Here is a 24,735-nt window from a genome sequence, read left to right on the forward strand (position 1 = left end):
CGCCACGGGGTCTCCATCGAATGGGCAGGGGTCCGTTGGAGACGGTCAAAGCCGACCGCCGAACCAGCTACCCACTGCCGGGTAGACGCGTCGGAGCACAAGTGGTGCTCCGGGGCTCCACACATCCTAAGTGTCCGGACCTCCGGAAATCTTCCCGGGAGGGCCAACTGCATCAAAATCAAACGCCCAAGGCCCTACCGTCCGGGCTACCACGTGGAGCCGCCACCGGTCGCCAGGATGCCGAGGAAGTCGGCCAGGAACCCCTCGCGGTTCACGTCGGTGACGACGACGGAGTCCGGCGCCTGGCCCGCTGACCAGGCCACCGGGCCGCCGTCTGCCGTCCGCATCAGGTGCGCCCTGACCGAGAAGCCGTCGGAGGTGACGTTCATCGGGCCGGTGCGGCTGGCGGCGATCCAGGCCGGTTCCACCAGGAGTGCCGCGGCCAGCCCGTCGTGCGCGGGTGACACGCGGCGGCCCCAGGCGTACTGGTAGAAGTCCGCGTACGATTCCAGCACCGCGCCGGCGAACTCGCCCCACCTTGTCCCGGACCCGTGCAGCCGGGCCAGCGCCGCCTCGTCGACGATGGTGGTCGTCGTGACGTTCACTCCCACGCTGACCAGCCGGTTCCTGGGCGCGTGCACCACCCGGCGGGCCGCCTCGGGGTCGTTCTGGACGTTGGCGTCGACCAGCTGGACCGCACCCAGCGGCGGGAACGGACCGGAACCGCCCATCATCACGACCGAGCGGAACGACGTCAGCAGCTCCGGCTCGATCTCCAGTGCCTGCCCGACGTTGGTGAGCGGGCCGACCGCCAGCAGGTCGTAGTACCCGGGCCGCTCGCGGGCGAGGTCGACGAGGAACCGTGCGGCGCCGTGGTCGACGAGGTTGCGTGGCGGTTCCTTGTCGGCGATGACGTCGCCGAGCCCGTCGGCGCCGTGCACGTGCGAGGCGATGCGGGCCGTGCCGGCGATCGGGCCGGGGGCACCGACCGCGACCGGGACGCCGGGCAGCCCGGCCAGCTCCAGGACGTACCCGACGTTGCGCACCACGGCCTCGAGCGGCGCGTTGCCGTAGACGGTCGTGACGGCGGCGAGGTCGGCGTCGGGCCGCCCGGCCAGGTAGAGCAGGGCGAGCGCGTCGTCGATGCCGCAGTCGGTGTCGAGGACGATGTGGCGGTTCCGATCGCTGGCCACGGTCATGCGCCCACATTCTGCCGTGGGCTACCGTGGCCGGATGCCCCTGCGTCAGCCGGCCCTGGTCGAGCGGATGCGCCCGTTCACCTCCACGATCTTCGCCGAGATCACGGCGCTGGCCACCCGCACCGGCGCCATCAACCTCGGCCAGGGCTTCCCGGACACCGACGGGCCGCGGCTCATCCTGGATGCCGCGGCCGCGGCGATCCACTCAGGCCGGAACCAGTACCCGCCCGGCCCGGGCGTCCCGGCGCTGCGCGAGGCGGTGGCCCAGCACCAGAAGCGGTTCTACGGCATGGACGTCGACCCCGAGAGCGAGGTCCTGGTGACGGCCGGCGCCACCGAGGGCATCGCGGCCACCATCATGGCGCTGTGCGAGCCCGGCGACGAGGTCGTCACGTTCGACCCCGTCTACGACTCCTACGCCGCGTCCGTCGCACTGGCCGGCGCCGTCCGCCGTACCGTGACGCTGCGCTGGCCCGACTTCGCCGTCGACGAGATCGAGCTGCGGGCCGCGTTCGGGCCGCGCACCCGGGTCGTGCTCCTCAACAGCCCGCACAACCCGACCGGCACGGTGTTCGGCCGCGCCACACTGGAGCTCATCGCAGAGCTGGCGCGTGAGCACGGCGCCGTCGTCGTCACCGACGAGGTGTACGAGCACCAGGTCTACGACGACGCCGTCCACGTCCCGATGGCCACGCTCCCGGGCATGAGTGAGCAGACGGTCACCATCTCCTCGGCCGGCAAGACGTTCTCCGTCACCGGCTGGAAGGTCGGATGGCTGCACGGCCCGGCCGAGCTGGTGGCCGCGGCCCGGGCGGTGAAGCAGTTCCTCACGTTCGTCAACGCCGGGCCGTTGCAGCCCGCGGTCGCGACGGCGCTGGGCCTGGGCGACGACTTCTACCGCTCGCTCGCCACCGGCCTGCGGGCCAAGCGAGACCTGCTCTGCGACGGGCTGCGCGCGGCCGGGTTCGAGGTGTCGGTGCCGCGCGGGACCTACTTCGTCGTCGCCGATGCCGCACCGCTCGGCTTCGACGACGGCGTCGAGCTCTGCCAGCGGCTGCCCGAGCTGGCCGGGGTGGCCGCGGTCCCGGTTTCGGTGTTCTACGACGATCCGGACGCGGCCCGGTCGCTGGTCCGGTTCGCCTTCTGCAAGCGCGACGACGTCCTGCGCGAAGCCGTCGATCGCCTGGGCCGTCTCGGCCGCGTCAGTCGCTGAGGGTGAACTCGAGGGCCCGGCGCACTGTGTCGGCCGGCGTGCCGGCCGACACCTCCAGCAGCGCCGCTCGCCAGGCCGCGGCCAGCACGACGGCGGCCGGCCCGGCGTCACGGGGAAGCGTGGTGTCCAGGGCGATGCGGACCGGGTCGGGCCGGTCGGCCGGCGCGGTCTCGCCGAGCAACCGGCAGGTGCCGAACCGGACCGCGGCGTCGAAGGCCACCAGGATGGCTGCGCGGGCAGCCGCCCGTCCGGTGCCGCCGACGGCCGCGGCCGCGCCTTCGATGCGGTCGGTGATGCGCTTCTCCAGGTCGTCGCGGACGACGGTGTAGAGCCCGAGTTTCGACCCGAAGTGGTGGTAGAGCGAGCCGGTGGTGACGCCGGCCTTCGAGGCGAGCTCGGTGACGGTGGCCGCTTCGTACCCCGCCTGCTCGAAATGGTGGAGGGCGGCCTCGATGAGCCGGGCCTTCACCGAGCCCGGAACCGGAACCCACTCTGGCACTCGAACAGCGTAACACGTTGACGGTTTGCCGTAACGTCGTTACGGTTTCGGCATGAAGCTCACGTACATCTACGTGTCCGTGCCCGAACTCGCCCCCGCGCTGGCCTTCTACCGCGACGAGCTCGGGCTGGACGAGGCCTGGCGCGAGGGCGAGTCCACCGTCGCGTTCGGCCTGCCCGGCTCGCCGGTCCAGCTCATGCTCGACGTGCCGCCGGATGGCGGCGAACGGTGGAACTCCGGCCCGTTCTACGAGGTCGACGACGTCGAGACGTTCATGAAGGAACACGCCGGCTTCCGCTGGGTGGGTGACCCGATCGACCTGCCCGGCGGCCGCTCGGTGTCGTTCGCCGACCCGGCCGGCAACGTCATCCACGTCTTCGACCAGAGCGCCGCCGATACCGAGTGACCGCTCAGCGGGTGGACTTCCGCAGCCGCCCCCACGGCTTGTAGACCGACAGCAGGAACGCCACCACCAGCAGGGTCGGCGAGACGATCGGCGGGAACACCAGGTCGCTCGTCTGGATCGTCGCCGCCTCGCCCGCGGCCAGCCGCCGGCCCTGCTCCGCGGCCTCCTGCACGCCCGGCCGCAGCGCCACCAGTACCAGCGTCGACAGCAGCACGTTCAGCAGCAGCTTCACCGCCACCCACCAGTAGCGCACCAGGCCGTACTTGCTGCCCAGCCCGAGCACCATCCCGCTGGCCAGGCAGAGCATCCCGGCCGCCGTCATCGGCCACACCGCGAACATCTCCAGCGCCTGGTAGCTCAGTGCCACCGTCTGGTCGGAGTCGCTGGCCAGCGCCGTGAAGACGAAGACGGCCATGACGACGTCGATCCCGACCCAGGCACCCGCCGCCAGGATGTGGACGACGAGAACGGCCTTGCGCAGCCGTCCACCCAGCCGCCGCGGCCGCCGCACGGTCGCGGCTGGGGTCGTAACTGTGGTCGCCATGGTTCCGCTCCTTCCGCTCATCGACGACGGAGTCCGGCCCGCCCTTCGTGGACGAGCGGCCCATCGCCAGGACCACCAGCAGGATCACGCCCCGCCGCGGTCGCGGTCGTCGGGTGCGGAACGTATTCGCGCCTACGCATCGGTGCGTAGGCGCCGGGTGTGAGGCTGGCCGCCATCGGCTAGGCGATCGGCCGACCACGCGGCGCTGTTCCCGTGATCACCAACAGGTGATGTGCCGGTTCGTTGATGATCATGGGGCGAAGGCGGCGGCGCCTCCGCGACGGTGTCGGTGAGCCGCTCCCGCGTCCGTGCGGTGACGATCACGGCCGACTGACGGGCACTCGGCACGGGTCCGCGGCTACCCTGGGACCAACCCCGCCTTCGAGCCCAGGAAAGTGTCATGGACCCCATGCAGTCCGCCGTGCCTGAGACGTTCGCGCCGCTCGGGCTCACCTTCGACGACGTGTTGCTCCTGCCCGGCGAGTCCGACGTCATCCCCAGCGACGTCGACACCAGATCGCGGGTCTCGCGCAACGTCTCGGTCAGCATCCCGCTGCTGTCCAGCGCCATGGACACCGTCACCGAGGCGCGGATGGCCATCGCGATGGCTCGGCAGGGCGGTCTCGGCGTGCTGCACCGGAGCCTGTCCATCGAAAACCAGGCACACCAGGTCGACCTCGTCAAGCGGTCGGAGTCGGGCATGGTCACCGATCCGGTCACCATCGGGCCGGAGGCCACCCTGGCCGAGATGGACCGCATGTGCGGGCAGTACCGCATCTCCGGCCTCCCGGTCACCGACGACGACGGCGTCCTGCTCGGCATCATCACCAACCGCGACATCCGCTTCATCCCGGCCGCGGAGTTCCACGACCGCAGGGTGCGCGAGGTCATGACCACCATGCCGCTGGTGACCGGCCCGGTCGGCATCAAGTCCGACGACGCGTTCGCGCTTCTGGCCAAGCACAAGATCGAGAAGCTGCCGCTGGTCGACGACACCGGCCGGCTCAAAGGCCTCATCACGGTCAAGGACTTCGTGAAGTCCGAGGAGTTCCCCAACGCCACCAAGGACGACGAGGGCAGGCTGGTCGCCGCGGCCGCGGTCGGCTTCTTCGGCGACGCGTGGGAGCGCGCCATGACGCTGGTCGAGGCCGGGGTCGACGTGCTCGTCGTCGACACCGCGCACGGCCACACCAGCGCCCTGCTGGACATGGTCCGCAAGCTCAAGGCCGATCCGGCGGCCGCGGGCATCGACGTCATCGGCGGCAACGTCGCCACTCGCGCCGGCGCGCAGGCCCTGGTCGACGCCGGGGTCGACGGCATCAAGGTGGGCATCGGCCCCGGCTCCATCTGCACCACGCGGGTCGTGGCCGGGGTCGGGGTCCCCCAGGTCACCGCCATCTACGAGGCCGCGCTGGCCGCCAAGCCGGCCGGCATCCCTGTCATCGGCGACGGCGGCCTGCAGTACTCCGGCGACATCGCCAAGGCACTGGTGGCCGGCGCCGACACCGTCATGCTCGGCTCGCTGCTGGCCGGTGTCGCCGAGAGCCCCGGCGAGCTGATCTTCATCAACGGCAAGCAGTACAAGTCCTACCGCGGCATGGCCTCCCTCGGCGCGTTCACCAAGCGCGGCGCCGCCACCTCCGGCACCAGGGACCGGTACTTCCAGGCCGACGTCAGCAGCGACGACAAGCTGATCGCCGAGGGCGTCGAGGGTCAGGTGCCCTTCCGCGGCCCGCTCGGCGGCGTCACCCACCAGCTGGTCGGCGGGCTGCGGCAGTCGATGTTCTACACCGGCGCCCGCACCGTTCCCGAGCTGCAGGAGCGCGGCCGCTTCGTGCGCATCACCGCCGCCGGGCTCAAGGAGTCGCACCCGCACGACATCCAGATGACGGTCGAGGCGCCCAACTACTCCTCGCGCCGCTGACCCGCTCACCCGGTCCGGCACGCGCGTGCCGGACCTGGCCGGGCGCTCCGATAGCCTGTGCGGGTGGTGGAGATCGAGATCGGCCGAGGCAAGCGCGGCCGCCAAGCCTATGCCTTCGACGACGTGGCCATCGTGCCCTCGCGTCGCACCCGCGACCCCGAGGAGGTCTCGACGCACTGGCAGATCGACGCCTATCGGTTCGAGATCCCACTCGTGGCCGCGCCCATGGACTCCGTCATGTCGCCGGCCACCGCCATCGCCCTCGGGCAGACCGGTGGGCTCGGCGTGCTCGACCTCGAAGGGCTGTGGACCCGGTACGAGGACCCCGAGCCGCTGCTGGAGGAGATCGCCGGGCTCGAGGAGGGCAAGGCGCTCAACCGCCTGCAGGAGATCTACGCCGCGCCAGTGCGTGAGGACCTCATCGCCGACCGGCTGCGCGAGATCCGCGACGCCGGCGTGACGGTGGCCGGCGCGCTGTCCCCGCCCCGGGTGAAGCGCTACCACCAGGCCGTCCTCGATGCCGGGGTTGACATCATGGTCATCCGCGGCACCACGGTCTCCGCCGAGCACGTCTCCGGCCGGGCCGAGCCGCTGAACCTCAAGCAGTTCATCTACGAGCTCGACGTGCCGGTCATCGTCGGCGGCTGCGCCACGTACCAGGCGGCGTTGCACCTCATGCGCACCGGCGCGGCCGGCGTCCTGGTCGGCTTCGGCGGCGGGTCGTCGCACACCACCCGCTCGGTGCTCGGCCTCACCGTCCCGATGGCGACCGCGGTGGCCGACGTCGCCGCTGCCCGGCGCGACTACCTCGACGAGTCCGGCGGCCGGTACGTGCACGTCATCGCCGACGGCTCCATCGGCCGGTCCGGCGACATCGCCAAGGCCATCGCCTGTGGTGCCGACGCCGTCATGGTCGGCTCGCCGCTGGCCCGCGCCGCGGAGGCACCCGGACGCGGCTGGCACTGGGGCTCGGAGGCCCACCACGCCGACCTGCCGCGCGGCGAGCGGGTCCAGGTCGGCACCATCGGCCCGCTGGCGGAGATCCTCGGCGGCCCTTCGTACCGCGCCGACGGCTCGATGAACCTCATCGGCGCGCTGCGCCGGGCCATGGCCACCACCGGCTACACCGAGGTCAAGGAGTTCCAGCGGGTCGAGGTCACCGTCCTGCGATAGGCATTCCTCGCGTCCTCGCTCGCGAGCGCTCTATCGGGTGAGGCCGTAGGCTGGTCCCGATGAGCAGCACCGTCAGCGTCGACGCCGTTGTCGACCGTCACCTCCTCGACCAGCTGGTCGACGGCGTGGTCGCCCGGCCGCGGGCCGATCGGGTAGCCACGGTGGCGCCGTTCACCGGGCGCCCCATCGCCCAGGTTCCGGTCTCCACCGTCGAGGACGTCGCGACGGCGGCCGCCGCGGCGCGCGACGCCGCGCGCGGCTGGGCGACCCGGCCGGTGGTCGAGCGGGCCCGCATCATCGGCCGCATCCACGACCTCGTCCTCGGTCGGCGGGCCGCGATCTCCGACCTCGTCCAGGCCGAAGCCGGCAAGGCCCGCCGTGACGCCTTCGAGGAGGTCGCCGACGTCGCGCTGGCCGCACGGTACGTGGCCGCGCGCGGACCGCGGGTGTTGCGCGAGCGCCGCCGGCTGGGGCTGGTCCCCGGTCTCACCCGGGCGGTCGAGGGTTACCGGCCCAAGGGGGTCGTCGGCGTCATCTCGCCGTGGAACTACCCGCTGACCCTGGCTATCTCCGACTGCCTGCCCGCGTTCGTCGCCGGCAACGCCGTGCTGCACAAGCCGGACCAGCAGGCCATGCTGACGGCTCTGCTGGCCAGGTCCATCGCCATCGAGGCGGGCGTGCCGGAGGCGCTGTGGCAGATCGTGTCCGGCGACGGCCCGCTCATCGGCGGTGCCGTGCTCGAGCACGCCGACTACGTCTCGTTCACCGGCTCCACCGCAACGGGGCGGATCGTGGCGGCCCGGCTGGGCGAGCGACTGGTCGGAGCGTCCCTGGAGCTCGGCGGCAAGAACCCGATGCTCGTGCTCGACGACGCCGACCTCGACCGCGCCGCGGAGTGCGCCGCCCGGGCCTGCTTCTCCAACGCCGGGCAGCTGTGCATGTCCATGGAGCGGCTCTACGTCGCCGCGCCGGTGCGCGACGCCTTCCTCGAGCGCTTCCTCGACCGCGTCGACTCCATGCGGGTCGGCGCGGCGTTCGACTACTCCCGCGACCTGGGTTCCCTGATGTCGCAGGCCCAGCTCGACAAGGTCACCGCGCACGTCGAGGACGCCGCGGCCAAGGGCGCGCGGGTCCTGACCGGCGGCCGTGCGCGGCCCGACCTCGGCCCGTGGTTCCACGAGCCGACCGTGCTCGACGGCGTCCGCCCCGGCATGCTGGCCGCCGACGTCGAGACGTTCGGCCCCGTCGTCGCCGTACACACCGTCGGCAGCGACGACGAGGCGATCGACCAGGCCAACAACACCCCGTTCGGGCTGAATGCCAGCGTGTGGACGTCCGACCCGCGCCGCGGCGTCGCGGTCGCCCGCCGCCTGCGCTCGGGCACCGTCAACGTCAACGAGGGCTACGCGGCCGCGTGGGGCAGCCATGACCTCCCGATCGGCGGCATGGGAGCCTCCGGCCTGGGCCGCCGGCACGGTCGCGAGGGCATCTTGCGCTACACCGACACGCAGGCCATCGCCGTGCAGCGCGCGCACGGCATCACGCCGCTGCCGGGCATGGACTACGACGCGTTCGCCGAGCTGATGACGCGCTCCCTGCGGACCATGCGCCGCCTCGGCCGCCGCTGACGCTCATGCGCCACGCAGGTCGCGGACTCGGCATCGCGTCCCGGGTGCTCCCGCGAGCTTCCGGTCCACGATGGGGAGGTCGGCATCCAGCGTCTCAGCGAGGGCCTGACCGGGCGGCGATGGCCCGGACGGCGTCGCCGGCCTCGTCGGGCAACAGGACGGACGCCTCGCGCTCGAGCGACCGCTGGGCGTAGGCCCGCAGGGACTGTCCCGCCCATTCCGCTCAGACCTTGAGCGTCGTGACCGTTCGAATGATCACGTTCAGCACGAGATCTCGTGTCACACCATGCTCGCAAGCATGGTGATGCTCAGGTGATCCTGCTAAACGTGATCATTTCGGGCTGGTCAGCGGGCGTCCGCCGGCTGCGCGGGGGTGCCGTGCCAGGACTCCCACAGAGCGGCGTAGGCGCCGCCCTCGGCGACCAGCTCGTCGTGGGAGCCGAGTTCGGCGATGCGGCCGTCCTCGACGACAGCGACCCGATCGGCGTCGTGGGCCGTGTGCAGTCGGTGGGCGATCGCGATGACCGTCCGGCCGTGCAGGACCGCCGACAGCGATCGTTCCAAGTGCCGTGCCGCCCGCGGGTCGAGCAGCGACGTCGCCTCGTCGAGCACCAGCGTGTGGGGGTCGGCGAGCACGATGCGGGCCAGCGCGATCTGCTGTGCGAACGCCGGCCCGACCGGGTGCCCGCCGGAGCCGACGACGGTGGCGAGGCCCTCGGGCAGCGCGTCGGCGAGCTCGATGGCGTCGACGGCGGCCAGCGCGTGGCGCAGCTCGTCGTCGGAGGCGTTCGGGGCGGCCAGCGCCAGGTTGTCGCGCAGCGTGCCCACGAACACGTGGTGCTCCTGGGTGACCAGCACGACCTCGCGGCGCAGCTGGTCGACCTCGAGGTCGACCAGCGGGACGCCGCCGACGTCGACTCGGCCGGTGCGCGGCGGGTGGATGCCGGCGAGCAGCCGTCCGAGCGTGGACTTGCCGGCACCGGACGGCCCGACCATGGCCAGCCGTTCGCCGTGTGCCAGGTCGAGCGACACCCCGTGCAGCACGTCCTGGCCCTTGACGTAGGCGTAGCGGACATCGTCGGCCCGGATGTCCTCGCCGTCGGGCTCGGCGCCGGTGGGGTAGCGGTCGGGCTGCACGTTGCCGATGCCGACCACCCGGGCGAACGACGACAGGCCCACCTGCAGCTCGTCGAGCCAGGAGACCAGCCGGTCGACCGGGTCGACGATCTGCACCATGTAGAGGACCACTGCCGTGACCTGGCCCACCGTGGCGTGCCCGGCCGAGGCCAGCCAGGCGCCCCAGGCCAGCGTGGCCACCACCGGCAGCGCGTAGGCCATCTCGGCGGTGGGGAACCAGACGCTGCGCAGGAACAGGGTGCGTCGCTCGGCCGCGAACGTCTCGCGGAGGTCGTCGTCGATGCGGGTGACCCGGACCCCGGCCAGGCCCAGCGCCTCGACGGTGCGGGCGCCGTCGACGGTCTCGGTGACGGTGCCGTTCAAGGTGGCGTACGACGCCCGTTCCCACAGGTAGCCGGCGCGGGCGCGGTTGAGGTACCAGCGGGTGCCAGCGATGAGCAGCGGTGCGCCGACGATGGCGCCGGCGGCCACCAGCGGCCCGGTGATGGCCGCGGCGGTGAGCGTCAGCACGGTGGTGACCACCGCGACGAGGATCTCCGGCACCGCGAATCGGACCGTGCGCGACAGCGCGTCGATGTCGCCGGTGGTGCGTGCGACGAGGTCGCCGGTGCCGGCCCGCTCGACGGTGGACAGCGGCAGGTGCAGCACCCGCGCGATGAATGACTCGCGCAGCTCGGCGAAGACCCGCTCGCCGAGCACCAGCGAGCGCTTGGTGGCGACCCGGGTCAGCAGCGCCTGGACGATGATGAACCCGGCCAGAGCGGCGGCCAACACGTCGATGCGCGTCGTGGTGGTGCCCTCGATGACGCCGTCGATCATCCGGCCGAGCAGGAACGGGCCGGCCAGGCCGGCGGCGGCCGCCAGCACGTGCACGCTCAGCGCGATGGAGAGCGCGCCGCGGTGCCGGCGGAACAGCAGGCGGGCCTCCTGCCTGACCTGGGCGGGCGACGAGACCGGCAGAGCGGTCGACGCGGTGCTCACTCCGGGTCCTCCTCTCGGGTGACGGTGCGGCGGTAGGCGGGGGTGGTGCTCATGAGCTCGTCATGGGTGCCCACGGCGGCCGGTCGGCCGTCGTCGAACCAGACGACGGTCTCGGCGGTGGCCAGCATCAGCGGGCTGGCCGTGACGACGACGGTGGTGCGTCCGGCGCGGGCGTCGCGCAGCCGCTGGGCGATGGCGGCCTCGGTGTGCGCGTCGACCGCGCTGGTGGGCTCGACCAGCACGAGGATCTCGGGGTCGTTGACCAGCACCCGGGCGAGCGCGACCCGCTGGCGCTGCCCGCCGGACAGCGAGCGGCCACGCTCCTCGACCATGGAGTCCAAGCCTTCGCGCAGCGTCTCGAGGACGTCGCCGGCGGATGCGGTTCCCATGGCGGCGGCCAGGGCGGCGTCGTCGTGCCGGCCGTACGGGTCGAGCCCGCCGCGCAGCGTGCCGGTGAACAGCGTGGGCTCCGGGTCGCTGACGACGATGCGTCGGCGGACCTCGGCGACGGGGACCTCGTCGAGTGGCACGCCGCCGAAGCGGACCCGGGCCTCGGGTACCAGCCGCCCGAGGCGGTCGGCCAACGCGGCGGTGAACGTCGGGTCGTCCGACACCAGCATGGTGAGCGAACCGGGCTCGACCCGAAGCCCGGTGACGTCGTCGACCAGGGCGCCGGCAGGCGGGACCGCCGAGGGAACGTCCTGGCCCGCCGGAACAGCGACCGGCTTGCGGGGTGCGTGGTCGACGACCTCACGCTCGACGGCGAGCACCGCCAGGACCCGCCGGGCGGCCACCACCGCGCGGGTGGCGGCGAACGCCATCTCGCCGGCGGTGCGTACCGGCATGAGCAGGAAGAACGCGTAGCCGTACAGCGCCACGAGTGCGCCGGGCTCGATCGAGCCGTCGAGCACCAGCCGGGCGCCGACCCAGGTGAGCAGCACCAGGAAGATGCCCGGCAGCAGGACGAGCACCGCGTCGAGCAGCGCCTGGGTGCTGGCGAGCTTGACGCCCGCGCCGCGGACGGTCTCGGAGCGCTCGGCGTAGCGGCGGGTGAACACCCGCTCGCCGCCGATGCCGCGTAGCACCCGCAGCCCGGCCACGGTGTCCGCACCCAGCGCGGTGAGGTCGCCGAGCGCCTCACGCTGGCGGCGCTGGCGCTGCTGCAGCGGCCGGATGATCGGGCCCATCGCCACCACCAGCAGCGGCACCCCGATGAGCACCATCAACCCGAGCGGGACCGACGTGGTCAACACGATGCCCGACACGACGGCGTAGGAGACGATGGCGCCGGCGAAGCGCGGCGTGACTTCCATGGCGTGCCCGATGTGCATCGAGTCGCTGGACACGGTGGCCACGACCTCACCGGTCGGCATGGCCTTCGGCACGGCCGGCCCGGTCCGCGCGGTGTGCCGGGAGACCACCTGGATGACCCGGAACGCGGCGTACAGCCAGTTGGCGACCGAGGCGCGGTGCCGCGCCACCCCGAACAGCGCCTGGGCCAGCCCCAGGACACCGACCAGCGCGGCCCAGCGGGCGGTCGAGGAGGTGTCGTCGTCGACGATGCCGTCGATGCCGTGGCCGATGGCCCACGGCATCAGCGCCTGCGAGAGCATCCAGGTGATGCCGAAGAAGGCGCCGATGGCGAGCGTGCGCCACTGCGCCCGCGCCAGCCAGGTCAGGAACCTGGTGCGGGAGCGAGTGTCGGGGACGCCGGGGTCGGCGAAAGGGAGAGCGCGCACGACATCCAACAGTACGAACGGTCACCGACAGGGTGCATCTGGTTTTCCGGTGGGTGGAATCGTTCCCACTCGTCCGGGATCACCCGCGTGGAGACGCTTCGCCAGCAGCCGCTCGGACGTCGTCGCGGGATCGCCGGCCTGGTCCGTCGCACGCACGTCGACGTCGTACCGTCCGGGCCGCAGCCGCACCGGCTCGGTGTACGGCGCGACGCGCCGTCCGGCAGGGGTCGCCGAGCTGGACGGTGCACCGCGCCGCGCATCCTGGCGTCGACCGGCGAACTTACAGCCTGCCCCGCTATTGCGCGGTCGGACCCTAACGTACCCGCGACGACCTGCCAAGGTCTGCACTACGCTCGGGCAGGTGGCCGACACCTCCCATGACACCGTTCTCGTCGTCGACTTCGGAGCCCAGTACGCCCAGCTCATCGCGCGCCGCGTGCGTGAGGCGCGGGTCTACTCCGAGATCGTCCCGCACACCATGCCGGTCCAGCGGATGCTGGACCGCAAACCGAAGGCCATCATCCTGTCCGGCGGCCCGTCGAGTGTCTACGCCGAGGCGGCACCGTCGGTCGATCCCGCGCTGTTCCAGGCCGGCGTGCCGGCCTTCGGCATCTGCTACGGGTTCCAGGCCATGGCGCGCGCGCTCGGCGGCACCGTCCAGCGCACCGGCCGGTCGGAGTTCGGCCGCACCCAGGTCGCCGTCGACCACCAGGGCGTCCTGCTGCAAGGTATCGAGAGCGGCGCGAACGTCTGGATGAGCCACGGCGACTCCGTCACCCAGGCCCCGGCCGGCTTCGAGGTGCTCGCGGCGACACCCGACACCCCGGTGGCGGCGTTCGAGGACACCGCACGCGGCCTGGCCGGGGTGCAGTGGCACCCGGAGGTCCTGCACAGCGAGCACGGACAGGCGGTGCTCGAGCATTTCCTGTACGGAATCGCCGGCGTCCGGCCCACCTGGACCATGGTGAACATCGTCGAGGAGACGGTGGAGGCGGTGCGCGCGAGGGTCGGCGACAAGCGGGTCATCTGCGCGCTGTCCGGCGGCGTCGACTCCGCGGTGGCCGCCGCGCTGGTGCAGCGCGCCGTCGGCGACCAGCTCACCTGCGTCTACGTCGACCACGGGCTCATGCGCGAGGGTGAGTCGGAGCAGGTCGAGCGCGACTATGTCGCCGCCACCGGCGTCGACCTGCACGTCGTGGACGCCGCCGACCGCTTCCTCACCCAGCTCAAGGGCGTCGAGGACCCGGAGGAGAAGCGCAAGATCATCGGCCACGAGTTCATCCGGGTCTTCGAGCAGGCCGCGCGCGACATCGTCGCCAAGGCCGGCGCGGACGGTGTGGAGTCCGTTGAGTTCCTCGTGCAGGGCACGCTTTACCCCGATGTCGTCGAGTCCGGTGGCGGTGAGGGTACGGCCAACATCAAGAGCCACCACAACGTCGGCGGGCTACCCGACGACCTCCAGTTCACCCTGGTCGAGCCGCTGCGCACACTGTTCAAGGACGAGGTCCGCGCGGTCGGCGAGCAGCTCGGCCTGCCGCCGGAGATGGTGTGGCGGCACCCCTTCCCCGGCCCGGGCCTGGCCATCCGCATCGTCGGCGCCGTCGACGCCGAACGGTTGGCCATCCTGCGCCGAGCCGACGCCATCGCCCGCGCGGAACTGACCGCGGCCGGGCTCGACCGCGACGTGTGGCAGTTCCCCGTCGTCCTCCTGGCCGACGTCCGGTCGGTCGGCGTGCAGGGCGACGGGCGCACCTACGGGCACCCGATCGTGCTGCGCCCGGTGTCCAGCGAGGACGCCATGACCGCCGACTGGTCGCGGCTGCCCTACGACGTCGTCGAGCGCATCTCCACCCGCATCACCAACGAGGTGCGCGAGGTCAACCGTGTCGTGCTCGACGTCACCAGCAAGCCGCCCGGCACCATCGAGTGGGAGTAGCCCGTCCCATGATCATCAACGGTTGGCGACGTCATGATGTACCCAACCGTTGATGATCATCGGAGATGTCCGGTTGCGTCGCGGCGTTGGGCCGTGCGTCACGCCGTATTCGAATCGGTGTGGTCGACGTGACACGGTGCGCTCCTAGCCTGACCACATGTCGGACACCGTCGGCCGCTCGCGCCCGCTGGTCATCGCGCACCGCGGCGCGAGCGGGTACCGGCCGGAGCACACCCTCGTCGCCTACCAGCTCGCCGCCGACCTCGGCGCCGACTTCATCGAGCCCGACCTCGTGCTCACGGCCGACGGTGTCCTCGTCGCCCGGCACGACCTGGAGCTGTCGGCGTCCACGGACGTCGCCGAGCGGCCGGAGTTCGCCGAGCGCCGTCGCACCGGCATCGTCGACGGGCGCGAGCTGACCGGCTGGTTCGTCGAGGACTTCACCCTCGCCGAGATCAGGACGCTGTTCGCCCGTGAACGCATCCCGGCGCTGCGGCCGGCCAACCAGACCTACGACCGTCTGCCGATCCCCACGTTCGACGAGATCGTCCACCTCGCCGTCGACGCCGGCCGGCGTCGAGGCCGCCCGGTCGGGCTGTACCCGGAGCTCAAGCACCCCACTCACCTTGCCGAGCGCGGCCTCACGATCGAGGACGCCTTCCTGGACGCCGTGCGCGGGTTCCGGCTCGAGCGCGCCGGCGTGCCCGTCCAGGTCCAGTGCCGCGAGCCCGCCGCCCTGCGCCGCCTCGCCGCCCGCACGTCGATGCCACTGGTGCAGAAGGTCGACATCACCGGCCGCCCGTACGACTGGGAGCGGGCCGGCGACGGCCGCCGTTACGCCGACCTGCTGACCCCGACCGGGCTGCGGGAGGTGTCCGCATATGCGACGGCGCTGGGCGTGCACAAGTCGCTGGTGGTGCCGCGCGACCCCGAGGGCCGGCTCGGCCCGCCCGGACGCCTGGTGGCCGACGCGCACGCGCTCGGCATGGCCGTGCACGCGTGGACCTTCCGCGACGAGAACTCGTTCCTGCCGGCCGACCGCCGCCGCGGCCCGGAGGCGGCCGCGCACGGCGACGCCCTCGGTGAGCTGAGCGTCTTCCTCGCGGCCGGGGTGGACGGCGTGCTCGCCGACCACCCCGACACCGCCGTCGCCGCCCGTGCGGACTTCCCGTCGGCCTACGCCACGTAGATGATCACGTTCAGCAGGATCACCCGAGCCTCACCATGATTGCGAGCATGGTGTGACACGAGATCACGTGCTGAACGTGATCATTCCGGAGGCCCGCCCACGGATCCAGGACAGTGGTGGGTCAAGGCGTGACGGCGGGACCGCGGGGGACGTCAGGACTCTTCGGGGTCGCGCTCGCGGCGCAGCTTGCTGAGCGAGGCCAGCAGCCCGGCCAGGCCGATCGAGACCAGGAGAACCGGCATGGCGACCTCCAGGCCGGACAGGCCGAGCACGTCGTAGTGCACGAACGGCCACATGGCGCTCACTCCCAGGAAGAGAAGTCCGAAGACGAGGGACACGACGTCGGTCTCGTGGCGTTTCATCGCGTCACCTCCAGGTCACCGAAGCCCAGCTCCAGATCCAGCACGATCTCCCCGCCGCCAGGACCGTCGGGCCCTTCGTCGACGAGCTCGCGGATCTCCTGGCCCAGGCCGTCGCGGTTCTCACCGAACATGGTCAGGTCGCCGGCGCCCATGGAGGCGTTCACGGTGACATCGGCGTCGCGTGGAACGGTGATGGTCAGGTCGCCGGCTCCCTGCTCGACGCCGAGCCGTACCGGCGCGCTGGTGTCGGTCAGGGTGAGGTCGGACAGGTCGTAGTGGATCGTGCCGGCAGCGTGGGACTGGCTCTCGGTGGGCACCTCGGCGACGGTCGAGTAGGTGAAGGTCGCGTCGCCCACGTTGCCGTAGTCCCACTGCGACGCCCAGGCTGCCGGGACCAGCGCCAGGGCCAGCAGGATGCCCAGCGCGATGAGTCCGCGGGACCGGCCGTACCAGGCTCCGACCAACAGGCCCACCGCCACGATGCCCAGCGGCACCGCCACGTACATGGCTGCGGGGTACTCGGCCCAGTAGACGTCGTTGACGGCCAGCACGCCGACGGCGACGAGCGCCGCGAAGACGGTGATCGGTCCGAGCGCCGAGCGCTGCTTCCTGCGCGCGGGCGGTGCTTGCTCCGGTTCGGGCTCCACCGGCGCGGCCGGTCCCCAGTCCGGGCCCTCCGGCCAGCCGGTGGTCGGCACGGTGCCGGGCGGCGTGAGATCGGCGGGACCGGTGCCGGCGGCGGAGTCCGTGCCGGTGCCGGCGGACGCGTCCGCGTGCACCTGGATGCCGGCGGCCCCAGCGGCTCCGGCGCTGGAGTGGCCGGCGACGCCGGTGACCGGGACGGTGCCGGGCGGGGCGTACTGCGCCTCGCCGGGGGCGTCGACCCAGGCCTGCGGCGGGTCGCCGGAAGCGGACGCGGCGCGGTCGCCGTCGTCGTCGCGTCGGCGCAGCAGCACGAACAGCCCGGCGCCGGCCAGGAAGAGCAGCACGCCGCCGTCCCACGAACCGGCGATGATGCCGATGCCGGCCGTCAGGCCGACGATCGCGAGCAGCAGGGCCAGCGGCGTGGTGCCCGGGTTGCGGCGCTCGCCGCGCCCGAGCGCCTGGTCGAGGATCGAGCCGTCGTCGCCCTCGGCCGGCACCAGCAGCCAGGCGACGGCGTAGAGGAGCACGCCGACGCCGCCGAAGATGGCCAGCACCACGGTGGCCACCCGCAGCACGACGGGGTCGATGCCCAGGCGGCGGCCGAGGCCACCGAGCACACCGGCGACCACACGGTCGGACCGGCTGCGGCGCAGGGACCGGAACTCCTCGGAGACGCTCGGAGGCGTCTGCGACGAGGGCGGGACGGGTGGCACGTTGCTCATGACATCGATGATGCCGAGGCGACGCCCCGCCGGCCATCGGGGATGACCCCGAACAACCCCCTGGTCCGATCTCCGGGTCGTCCCGCATGGCGGCGCGCGCGTGCGCGTGTGAGTATCGATGACATGAGTACCGCGCCGACGCCTCCGGCTGCCCAACCGGCCGCCGGCGCTTCGGCGCGCCCGGGAACCGGTGGGGCGACGGGTCGCGCGGGCGCGGGCGGGTCGTCGGCACGCGCCACGGCCGCCCTCGATCCCGGCGCGCCGCCGCGATTCGTGCGGCGCTCCGACGGCCGCATGGTCGCCGGCGTCGCGGTCGCGCTCGCCGCCCAGTTCAAGGTGCAGCCGCTGGCGGTGCGGGTCGCGTTCAGCCTGCTGAGTGCAGTCTCCGGGTTCGGGGTCGTGCTCTACCTCGCATTGTGGATTTTCACCCCGCTCGACGAGGCCGTCGCCCGCGAGGCCGACGAGGACGCGCCGGCCGGCATCGCGGCCGCCACCCGGACCGGCAAGCGCCGCCGCCGCACGCTCGCGCAGCGCACCGGCGATCTCGGCCAGCTGGCCGCCCTGGTGGTGCTCGGCGCCGGGGTGTGGCTCCTGGTGCAGCAGACCCCGCTCGGCGTGAGTCCGGGGGTCTTCCTCCCGCTGGTGCTGGCCGCGGCCGGGTTGACGCTGGTGTGGCGGGCCGCGGACGAGCAAGAGCGGCAGCGCTTCTCCGCCTTGTCGCCGAACGTGCCGTGGCTGGCCGCGCTCACCGGCAAGGGCGGCTGGATCGCCGTCATGCGCGTCGTCGCCGGCGCGGGTGTCGTCGTGGCCGGCGTGGTGGTGTTCCTGGTCGGTCAGGGCCAGTTCGACGCCACCATGGACGCACTCGGCGGCGTCCTGGTCATCCTCATCGGCGTCGGCCTGATCCTCGGACCGTGGCTGTGGAAGCTCTGGCGCAATCTCGAGACCGAGCGGCGCGCCCGCATCGTCTCGCAGGAACGCGCCGACATGGCCTCCCACCTGCACGACTCCGTCCTGCAGACGCTGGCACTGATCCAGAAGCAGGCGCACGACCAGCGCGCCGTCGTCCGGCTCGCCCGCAGCCAGGAGCGCGACCTGCGCGCGTGGCTGTACAGTGACCTCGTCGACGACGGCTCGTCGCTGGCCGCCGCGCTCACCAAGATGGCCGCCGAGGTCGAGGACGCGTTCGGCACGCCGGTCGAGGTGGTCACCGTCGGCGACGCCGAGATCGACGCCGCAGCCCGCGCCATCCTCAAAGCCGCTCGCGAGGCCACCGTCAACGCCGCCAAGCACTCCGGCGCGGACAAGATCGACATCTTCGTGGAGGTCTCCGACGACGGCGTCGAGGTCTTCGTGCGCGACCGCGGCGCCGGTTTCGACCCGGACTCCGTCCCCGACGACCGGCTCGGTGTGCGACGCTCGGTCATCGGGCGTATGGAACGGCACGGCGGCGAGGCGACCATCCGATCCGCGCCCGGCGAGGGCACCGAGGTCCGACTGTCGACGAGGAGAAGCACGTGAGCGAGACCAGGCCAGACGAGGGCAGGCCGGCCGACGCCGGCCCGGTGACGGTCGTCCTCGTCGACGACCACGCGATGTTCCGCACCGGTGTCCGGGCGGAGTTGGCCCAGGCCTCGTCCGTCGACGTCGTCGGCGAGGCCGCCGACACCGCCGAGGCGGTGCGGGTCATCCTCGAGACGAAGCCCGAGGTGGTGCTGCTGGACGTGCACCTGCCTGGCGGCGGTGGCGGCGAGGTCATCCGGCAGGTGCACCCCAAGGCCGCGTCGGTGCGGTTCTTGGCGCTGTCGGTCTCCGACGCCGCCGAGGACGTCATCGGCACCATCCGCGCCGGCGCCCGCGGCTACGTCACCAAGTCCATCACCGGCGACGACCTCGTCGCGGCGGTGGGACGGGTGGCCGACGGCGACGCGGTCTTCTCGCCGCGGCTGGCCGGGTTCGTGCTCGACGCGTTCGCCGGCACCGAGGCGCCGTCCGTCGACGACGACCTCGACCGCCTCACCCAGCGCGAGCGCGAGGTGCTGCGGCTGATCGCGCGCGGCTACGCGTACAAGGAGATCGCCAAGGAGCTGTTCATCTCGGTCAAGACGGTCGAGACGCACGTGTCCGCGGTGCTGCGCAAGCTCCAGCTCTCCAACCGCTACGAGCTCACCCGCTGGGCCACCGATCGCCGCCTCGTCTGACCACCCAGGCTGAAATGATCACGTTCACCACGAAATCTCGTGTCCCACCAGCCTTGCAAACCTCGTGAGGGTCGGGCAGGGCCTGGTGATGACACGGAGACGTGACGCTCCCGCGGCGCGGATATACGACGTGACGTAGTAGGGTGTGGGCCGGCCTCGGACACGGGAAAGGTGATCATGGAGCTGGTCTACGACCTCGTGCTGGTCCTGCACTTCTTCGGACTGGCCAGCCTGATCGGTGGCCTGATGGTGCAGCTGAGCGCCCGGGGTGGGCGAGTGGTGAACCTGGCCATGATGCATGGCGTGATGACGCAGGTCGTCACCGGCGTGGCCATGGTCGGCCTGGCCGAGGGCGTGTCGTCGCTCGACAAGGACGTCGACAACGCGAAGATCGGCGTGAAACTCGCCGTAGCGCTCGTGATCACAGTGCTGTGCTGGATGAATCGGAAGCGTCCCGGCATTTCCGGCGGCATGTTCTTCACGCTGTTCGGACTCTCCGCCGCGAACGTCTTCGTCGCCGTCCTCTGGAGCTGACCACCCCCGGTCTCCAGGTCCGCTCCGACCTGCCGACCGCGGTCGGTTAGGGTGGGCACGCGGCCGCGCCTGCTCACGCGCCGAACGGCGTGGGGTGTGGCCGCCGCGGTACGGAGCGGGAGGTCCAGGTGACGTTCAGCAGGCGTCTGATCAGCGCTATCGCGATCCTGGGCGTGTCCGGCGCCCTGCTCGCCGGCCTCGCGCGCTCGGCGTCGGCCGCCGAGCACGACGGCGGCTGCGAGGGCCTGGAGCTGTGCTTCTACTTCAACTCCGGCGCCGGCGGCGCCGACCACGACTTTCGGTACAAGGTGCCCGACCTCGGTCAGTACACGTTTGTTGCTCCCGGTCAGGGCTCCGGTCTCAGCGTCAAGAACAATGCCGCCTCAGTCGACAACCGCGACGGCTACTTCACCGCGCGCATCTACTTCAATTCCGGTTATGCTGGCCCGGCTGACGACGTGTCGCCGCTGACGTGGCGAAATCTCGGCGATACGTACAACGACAATGCATCGTTCAACTGGTGCCACAAGAAGCCCCTGATGTGCGGCTGACGGGTGGCATCCGAGAGGCCACCGCATGACCGCCCGAACCACCGTCCTCATCGTCCTGCCGCTGGCACTGGCCGTCGCCGGCTGCGGGGGCGCACGCAGTGACGATGTCGCCGTCGTCGCCGACTCCGTCACCGCGGCCAGAAGCGCCGGCCAGGTCGCGGACCGCCAGCCCGCCGAGCTGGTGCTGCCGCTGGACGAGTACGCGTTCTCCGAGGCCGAGGACGAGGTGCTCGCCGCGGCTGCCGAGGCGGCCGTGCGTGACTGCTTCGAGGCGCGGGGGTTCGACGCGGCCGATGCCGACCCGTTGCCGTTCGGCTCCGCCGGAGGAGCCGCCGCGGACGCCGTCGACGCTGCCGACGCCGCCGACAAGCACGAGCGCCGATACGCCGTCGCCGACCCCGAGGTGGCCGCCCGCCACGGCTACCACCCGCCCGACACCACCGACGTACGCCAGGAGTTCTACGAGTCGCACACCGAGGCCGAGCTCACGGCGCTGGTCGGCACCCAGGACGGTGCCGACGACGGCTGCCTGCACGAGGCCGACGAGGTGACGGCGGTCGGCAACGAAGCCACCTTGCGCGAGGGCGAGCTGTTGGTGTCCGAGGTCCAGGCCGACGCCTGGCACGGCGCGATGGCAGACCCCCGGGTCCAGGACGCGTTCGCGGCCTGGTCGGCGTGCATGGCCGCCGCCGGCTACCGGTACGACGCACCCATGGAGGCCAACGACGACCCGGCCTGGTGGAGCACCGACGTCGCCGGCGCCGACGAGATCGCCACCGCCGTGGCCGATGTCGCCTGCAAGGATTCCACCGGGCTGATCGCGGTCTGGTCCGCGGTCGAGGCCGAGTATCAGTCCGAGCTGATCGCGCAGAACCAGGACGGGTTCGACGCCTACCGCGCGCTGCTCGACGACCAGGTCGCACACGCCCGCGCCGCGGCGCGCTGAGCCGGCCGCCGGCTCACCGCCGCGACCTGCGTACCCAGGGCAACGTGATCAGTGCCCACACGCCGGCGAGGAGCACCGTCTCGACGACGACGTACCAGGGCCACGGGCCGAACAGATCCAGGACGGACGCCGAGTCCGGTTTGGCGTTGAGGAAGCCGTAGTTGGTGTCGGCTGCGGCGTTGAACGCGAACACCGTCACCGCCCACAGCGCCGTCGCCGCGACGGCCACCCGGTACGAGCCCCAGTCCGGGGTGAGGCCGAGACCCCAGGTCAGGAAGACCGCCGTCACGACCGTCAGGCCGTGCATCGACCAGTAGAGGATGAAGCCCGGCTCCGGGAAGTCCGCGGCCAGGTCGGGCGTGAGGATCGGCTGGACGCTGAGCGTGAGACCCCAGTAGTAGGTCAGCGCGACCGACCAGCGGTGATGGGTGACCAGTGCGTGGACGGACGCGAGCCAGGCCAGGTCGCACAGCTGGATGGGCAGGGACAGATCCAGCGCGAAGCGGCCGGGCAGGTTGAAGTAGATCTGAAGCGGCAGCGTGAGCGCCAGGAAGCCGGCGGCGAAGGCCCGGCTGAGCCGCTCCGCCCCGGGCGTGCCGCGCAGGGTCCTCCCCCGGACCACCAGCCAGGCCGCGAGCGCGACGAGAGCCGCCAGCACCACCTGGTGGGAGGTGCCGTACGACGAGAACCTCGCGATCCGCATCACCGCTCCCGACAGGGACCTTTCCCGCTTCGCCCGGCCGGCATGCCCCGGGTGACGACCGCATCGCCGGGCCCCGGGCGGAACGGCGGCGTTCGTATGCGTGTTCGGACGGACTCTGTCGGCGGACGGGCATAGGCTGGGTGCGCCAGCGCCGAACGACCAGGAAGGCGAGTGTGACAGGCCGGCAATGAGCGCCCTCTTCGACCACCTCACCCTGACGACGGCCGACGCGCCGGAGAAGCCGGTCAAACGGCGGTCTCGGGATCCCGAGGCGCTCCTCGACGGGCTCAACGGTCCGCAGCGCGAGGCTGTCACGCATGCCGGCGCGCCGCTGCTCATCGTCGCCGGCGCGGGGTCGGGCAAGACGCGCGTGCTCACCCGGCGCATCGCCTATCTGTTGGGGGAGCGCAACGCCCACCCCGGCTCCATCCTGGCCATCACGTTCACCAACAAGGCCGCCGGTGAGATGAAGGAGCGCGTCACCGATCTCGTCGGCAAGCGCGCGGCCATCATGTGGGTCTCCACGTTCCACTCCGCCTGCGTGCGCATCCTCCGGCGCGAGGCCAAGCACTTCGGCTACACGTCGTCGTTCTCCATCTACGACCAAGCCGACTCGCAGCGGCTCATGACGCTGGTCTGCCGCGAGCTCGACCTCGACCCTCGCCGGTACCCGCCGCGCCAGTTCACCTACGAGGTCAGCAGCTTCAAGAACGAGCTGATCGACTACGAGACCGCGCTGGCCAAGGCCGACAGCCACCACCAGCGCATGGTCGCCGAGGCGTACGAGCTGTACCAGCGCCGGCTCACCGAGGCCAACGCGTTCGACTTCGACGACCTCATCATGACGACGGTGCACCTGCTGCAAGCGTTTCCCGAGGTCGCCGAGAACTATCGGCGCCGGTTCCGCCACGTCCTCGTCGACGAGTACCAGGACACCAACCACGCTCAGTACGTGCTGGTGCGCGAGCTGGTCGGCACCGGTGTCCAGGCCGACGGCGACGCGCCCGCCGTCCCGCCGGCCGAACTGTGCGTCGTCGGCGACGCCGACCAGTCCATCTACGCCTTCCGCGGCGCCACCATCCGCAACATCCTGCAGTTCGAGTCCGACTTCCCCGACACCCGGGTCATCCTGCTGGAGCAGAACTACCGCTCCACGCAGACCATCCTGTCCGCTGCCAACTCCGTCATCGCCCGCAACTCCGGCCGCAAGCCGAAGCGGTTGTGGAGCGAGAGCGGCGACGGCGCCAAGATCGTCGGGTACGTGGCTGACGACGAGCACGCCGAGGCACAGTTCGTCGCCGACGAGATCGACCGGCTCGGCGACGAGGGCCTGGCCAAGGCCGGCGACATCGCGGTGTTCTACCGCACCAACGCGCAGTCCCGGGTGCTGGAGGAGATCTTCGTCCGGGTCGGCCTGCCGTACCGGGTCGTCGGCGGCACCCGGTTCTACGAGCGGCGCGAGATCCGCGACGCGCTGGCATACCTGCGCTTCCTGGCCAACCCCGAGGACACCGTGTCGCTGCGGCGCATCCTCAACGTCCCCAAGCGCGGCATCGGCGACCGCGCCGAGGCCATGGTCGAGGCGTTGGCGCAGCGCGACGGCACCACGTTCTGGCAGGCGCTGCGCCACGCCGCCGACGCGCCCGGCATCGCCACCCGGTCGGTGCGCGCCATCGAGGGCTTCCTCGAGCTCACCGACGAGCTGCGGGCCCTGGCCGACGACGGCGTCGGCCCGGCCGCCGTGCTGGAGGCGACCCTCGACCGCACCGGGTACTCGGTGGAGCTGTCCGAGTCCGACGACCCCCAGGACGAGACCCGCCTGGACAACCTGCGCGAGCTGGTCGCCGTCGCCGGCGAGTACGAGGCGAGTGAGGACTCCGACGGCTCGCTGACCGGGTTCCTCGAGCAGGTCAGCCTGGTCGCCGACGCCGACGAGATCCCCGAGGGCGACGACCACGAGGGCGTCGTCACGCTGATGACGCTGCACACGGCGAAGGGCCTGGAGTTCCCGGTGGTGTTCCTGACCGGGATGGAGGACGGCGTCTTCCCGCACCAGCGCTCGCTGGGCGGCAACGCGCAGGAGCTGGAGGAGGAACGCCGGCTGGCCTACGTCGGCATCACCCGGGCGCGCGAGCGGCTCTACCTGTCCCGGGCCCTGCTGCGCAGCGCGTGGGGGTCACCGGCGCACAACCCCGCGTCCCGGTTCCTCGCAGAGGTCCCGGACGAGCTGATCGACTGGCGGCGCACCGAGGCCGACCAGGTGAAATGGACCACGCCCCCGCCGCTGCGCCGGCAACCGGTCAGTGGTCGCGGCGGTGGCGGCCGCACCCGGCCGATCCCGGTGCTGTCCGCCGGCGACCGGGTGACCCACGATGCGTTCGGCCTGGGCACCGTTGTCGCAACCTCCGGCTCCGGCGAGCACGCCCAGGCCACGGTCGACTTCGGCGAGACCGGCTTGAAGACCCTGCTCCTGCGCTACGCCCCGGTCGAGAAGCTCTGAGCC

General features: G+C 72.0%; 21 protein-coding genes. 13 read left to right on the forward strand and 8 right to left on the reverse strand.

Features of this window, described 5'->3' with window-relative positions:
• Positions 1 to 206: 206 nt before the first annotated feature.
• Positions 207 to 1,199 carry a nucleoside hydrolase gene (locus E1269_RS00005; protein ID WP_131889733.1) on the reverse strand — a complete coding sequence of 331 codons (993 nt, stop codon included), beginning with the start codon at positions 1,197 to 1,199 and terminating at the stop codon, positions 207 to 209.
• Between the two features lie 34 nt (positions 1,200 to 1,233).
• Between E1269_RS00005 and E1269_RS00010 the strand changes: the two genes are divergently transcribed.
• Entirely contained in the window at positions 1,234 to 2,412 is a 1,179-nt protein-coding gene (locus tag E1269_RS00010) for a pyridoxal phosphate-dependent aminotransferase (protein WP_131889735.1), read from the forward strand.
• On the opposite strand, the gene E1269_RS00015 is transcribed toward E1269_RS00010, so the two are convergent.
• Positions 2,402 to 2,911 carry a TetR/AcrR family transcriptional regulator gene (locus tag E1269_RS00015; RefSeq protein WP_131889737.1) on the reverse strand — a complete coding sequence of 170 codons (510 nt, stop codon included), beginning with the start codon at positions 2,909 to 2,911 and terminating at the stop codon, positions 2,402 to 2,404. The genes E1269_RS00010 and E1269_RS00015 overlap by 11 nt on opposite strands.
• Before the next feature lie 52 nt (positions 2,912 to 2,963).
• Here E1269_RS00015 and E1269_RS00020 point away from each other — a divergent pair, with 52 nt between their 5' ends.
• Positions 2,964 to 3,317, forward strand: a complete 354-nt coding sequence (locus E1269_RS00020) for a VOC family protein (protein ID WP_131889739.1) — start codon at positions 2,964 to 2,966, stop codon at positions 3,315 to 3,317.
• A 4-nt stretch (positions 3,318 to 3,321) separates the two neighbouring features.
• Here E1269_RS00020 and E1269_RS00025 read toward each other — a convergent pair whose 3' ends face one another.
• On the reverse strand, positions 3,322 to 3,861 hold the full coding sequence (locus E1269_RS00025; protein WP_131889741.1) for a hypothetical protein: 540 nt from the start codon (positions 3,859 to 3,861) through the stop codon (positions 3,322 to 3,324).
• Positions 3,862 to 4,261: 400 nt separating this feature from the next.
• Between E1269_RS00025 and guaB the strand changes: the two genes are divergently transcribed.
• The 3 genes from guaB to E1269_RS00040 all read left to right on the forward strand — a co-directional run bounded on the left by guaB (position 4,262) and on the right by E1269_RS00040 (position 8,586).
• On the forward strand, positions 4,262 to 5,785 hold the full coding sequence (gene guaB, locus E1269_RS00030; RefSeq protein ID WP_131889743.1) for an IMP dehydrogenase: 1,524 nt from the start codon (positions 4,262 to 4,264) through the stop codon (positions 5,783 to 5,785).
• A gap of 63 nt (positions 5,786 to 5,848) precedes the next feature.
• The gene (locus E1269_RS00035; protein WP_131889745.1) at positions 5,849 to 6,958 is read left to right on the forward strand and encodes a GuaB3 family IMP dehydrogenase-related protein; all 1,110 of its coding nucleotides are present in this window, start codon (positions 5,849 to 5,851) and stop codon (positions 6,956 to 6,958) included.
• Positions 6,959 to 7,017: 59 nt separating this feature from the next.
• Positions 7,018 to 8,586, forward strand: coding sequence for a succinic semialdehyde dehydrogenase (locus E1269_RS00040; protein WP_131889747.1), 1,569 nt, complete (start codon positions 7,018 to 7,020; stop codon positions 8,584 to 8,586).
• A gap of 345 nt (positions 8,587 to 8,931) precedes the next feature.
• On the opposite strand, the gene E1269_RS00050 is transcribed toward E1269_RS00040, so the two are convergent.
• The gene (locus tag E1269_RS00050) at positions 8,932 to 10,704 is read right to left on the reverse strand and encodes an ABC transporter ATP-binding protein (protein ID WP_203432618.1); all 1,773 of its coding nucleotides are present in this window, start codon (positions 10,702 to 10,704) and stop codon (positions 8,932 to 8,934) included.
• Positions 10,701 to 12,443: an ABC transporter ATP-binding protein gene (locus tag E1269_RS00055; RefSeq protein ID WP_131889749.1), complete on the reverse strand. Its 1,743-nt coding sequence runs from the start codon at positions 12,441 to 12,443 to the stop codon at positions 10,701 to 10,703. The genes E1269_RS00050 and E1269_RS00055 overlap by 4 nt, the downstream gene beginning before the upstream one ends.
• Before the next feature lie 361 nt (positions 12,444 to 12,804).
• On the opposite strand from E1269_RS00055, the gene guaA reads away from it, so the two are divergent.
• Positions 12,805 to 14,379, forward strand: a complete 1,575-nt coding sequence (gene guaA, locus E1269_RS00060; RefSeq protein WP_239000716.1) for a glutamine-hydrolyzing GMP synthase — start codon at positions 12,805 to 12,807, stop codon at positions 14,377 to 14,379.
• A gap of 157 nt (positions 14,380 to 14,536) precedes the next feature.
• On the forward strand, positions 14,537 to 15,568 hold the full coding sequence (locus tag E1269_RS00065) for a glycerophosphodiester phosphodiesterase family protein (RefSeq protein ID WP_131889753.1): 1,032 nt from the start codon (positions 14,537 to 14,539) through the stop codon (positions 15,566 to 15,568).
• Between the two features lie 152 nt (positions 15,569 to 15,720).
• On the opposite strand, the gene E1269_RS00070 is transcribed toward E1269_RS00065, so the two are convergent.
• A complete protein-coding gene (locus E1269_RS00070) occupies positions 15,721 to 15,930 on the reverse strand; it encodes a hypothetical protein (protein WP_131889755.1) in 210 nt (69 codons plus the stop codon).
• A complete protein-coding gene (locus tag E1269_RS00075; protein ID WP_131889757.1) occupies positions 15,927 to 17,297 on the reverse strand; it encodes a PspC domain-containing protein in 1,371 nt (456 codons plus the stop codon). The genes E1269_RS00070 and E1269_RS00075 overlap by 4 nt, the downstream gene beginning before the upstream one ends.
• A gap of 123 nt (positions 17,298 to 17,420) precedes the next feature.
• Between E1269_RS00075 and E1269_RS00080 the strand changes: the two genes are divergently transcribed.
• The 5 genes from E1269_RS00080 to E1269_RS00100 all read left to right on the forward strand — a co-directional run bounded on the left by E1269_RS00080 (position 17,421) and on the right by E1269_RS00100 (position 21,529).
• Entirely contained in the window at positions 17,421 to 18,818 is a 1,398-nt protein-coding gene (locus E1269_RS00080) for an ATP-binding protein (RefSeq protein WP_162606147.1), read from the forward strand.
• Complete coding sequence (locus E1269_RS00085) at positions 18,815 to 19,498, forward strand: response regulator transcription factor (RefSeq protein ID WP_275263732.1); 684 nt, start codon at positions 18,815 to 18,817, stop codon at positions 19,496 to 19,498. Before E1269_RS00080 ends, E1269_RS00085 begins: the two co-directional genes overlap by 4 nt.
• Before the next feature lie 198 nt (positions 19,499 to 19,696).
• Positions 19,697 to 20,032, forward strand: coding sequence for a hypothetical protein (locus tag E1269_RS00090; protein ID WP_203432619.1), 336 nt, complete (start codon positions 19,697 to 19,699; stop codon positions 20,030 to 20,032).
• Positions 20,033 to 20,160: 128 nt separating this feature from the next.
• Positions 20,161 to 20,583 carry a peptidase inhibitor family I36 protein gene (locus tag E1269_RS00095; RefSeq protein WP_162606148.1) on the forward strand — a complete coding sequence of 141 codons (423 nt, stop codon included), beginning with the start codon at positions 20,161 to 20,163 and terminating at the stop codon, positions 20,581 to 20,583.
• A 25-nt stretch (positions 20,584 to 20,608) separates the two neighbouring features.
• Positions 20,609 to 21,529: a hypothetical protein gene (locus tag E1269_RS00100; RefSeq protein ID WP_131889767.1), complete on the forward strand. Its 921-nt coding sequence runs from the start codon at positions 20,609 to 20,611 to the stop codon at positions 21,527 to 21,529.
• 13 nt (positions 21,530 to 21,542) lie between these two features.
• Here the strand turns inward: E1269_RS00100 and E1269_RS00105 are convergent, their stop codons facing one another.
• Positions 21,543 to 22,232 (reverse strand): YwaF family protein, encoded by a 690-nt coding sequence (locus tag E1269_RS00105; protein ID WP_131889769.1) that lies wholly within the window; start codon positions 22,230 to 22,232, stop codon positions 21,543 to 21,545.
• Positions 22,233 to 22,419: 187 nt separating this feature from the next.
• Here E1269_RS00105 and pcrA point away from each other — a divergent pair, with 187 nt between their 5' ends.
• A complete protein-coding gene (gene pcrA, locus E1269_RS00110) occupies positions 22,420 to 24,732 on the forward strand; it encodes a DNA helicase PcrA (protein ID WP_131889771.1) in 2,313 nt (770 codons plus the stop codon).
• Positions 24,733 to 24,735: the final 3 nt, after the last annotated feature.

Source organism: Jiangella asiatica, assembly GCF_004349065.1.
In the GTDB taxonomy this organism is placed as follows: Bacteria; Actinomycetota; Actinomycetes; order Jiangellales; family Jiangellaceae; genus Jiangella; species Jiangella asiatica.

Excerpts from the sequence above, each read along its gene's own strand:
- E1269_RS00005 (WP_131889733.1), bottom strand. The coding sequence starts at position 1,199 with ATGACCGTGGCCAGCGATCGGAACCGCCACATCGTCCTCGACACCGAC.
- E1269_RS00010 (WP_131889735.1), top strand. The coding sequence starts at position 1,234 with ATGCCCCTGCGTCAGCCGGCCCTGGTCGAGCGGATGCGCCCGTTCACC.
- E1269_RS00020 (WP_131889739.1), top strand. The coding sequence starts at position 2,964 with ATGAAGCTCACGTACATCTACGTGTCCGTGCCCGAACTCGCCCCCGCG.
- E1269_RS00025 (WP_131889741.1), bottom strand. The coding sequence starts at position 3,861 with ATGGCGACCACAGTTACGACCCCAGCCGCGACCGTGCGGCGGCCGCGG.
- guaB (WP_131889743.1), top strand. The coding sequence starts at position 4,262 with ATGGACCCCATGCAGTCCGCCGTGCCTGAGACGTTCGCGCCGCTCGGG.
- E1269_RS00040 (WP_131889747.1), top strand. The coding sequence starts at position 7,018 with ATGAGCAGCACCGTCAGCGTCGACGCCGTTGTCGACCGTCACCTCCTC.
- E1269_RS00065 (WP_131889753.1), top strand. The coding sequence starts at position 14,537 with ATGTCGGACACCGTCGGCCGCTCGCGCCCGCTGGTCATCGCGCACCGC.
- E1269_RS00070 (WP_131889755.1), bottom strand. The coding sequence starts at position 15,930 with ATGAAACGCCACGAGACCGACGTCGTGTCCCTCGTCTTCGGACTTCTC.
- E1269_RS00075 (WP_131889757.1), bottom strand. The coding sequence starts at position 17,297 with ATGAGCAACGTGCCACCCGTCCCGCCCTCGTCGCAGACGCCTCCGAGC.
- E1269_RS00080 (WP_162606147.1), top strand. The coding sequence starts at position 17,421 with ATGAGTACCGCGCCGACGCCTCCGGCTGCCCAACCGGCCGCCGGCGCT.
- E1269_RS00100 (WP_131889767.1), top strand. The coding sequence starts at position 20,609 with ATGACCGCCCGAACCACCGTCCTCATCGTCCTGCCGCTGGCACTGGCC.
- E1269_RS00105 (WP_131889769.1), bottom strand. The coding sequence starts at position 22,232 with ATGCGGATCGCGAGGTTCTCGTCGTACGGCACCTCCCACCAGGTGGTG.
- pcrA (WP_131889771.1), top strand. The coding sequence starts at position 22,420 with ATGAGCGCCCTCTTCGACCACCTCACCCTGACGACGGCCGACGCGCCG.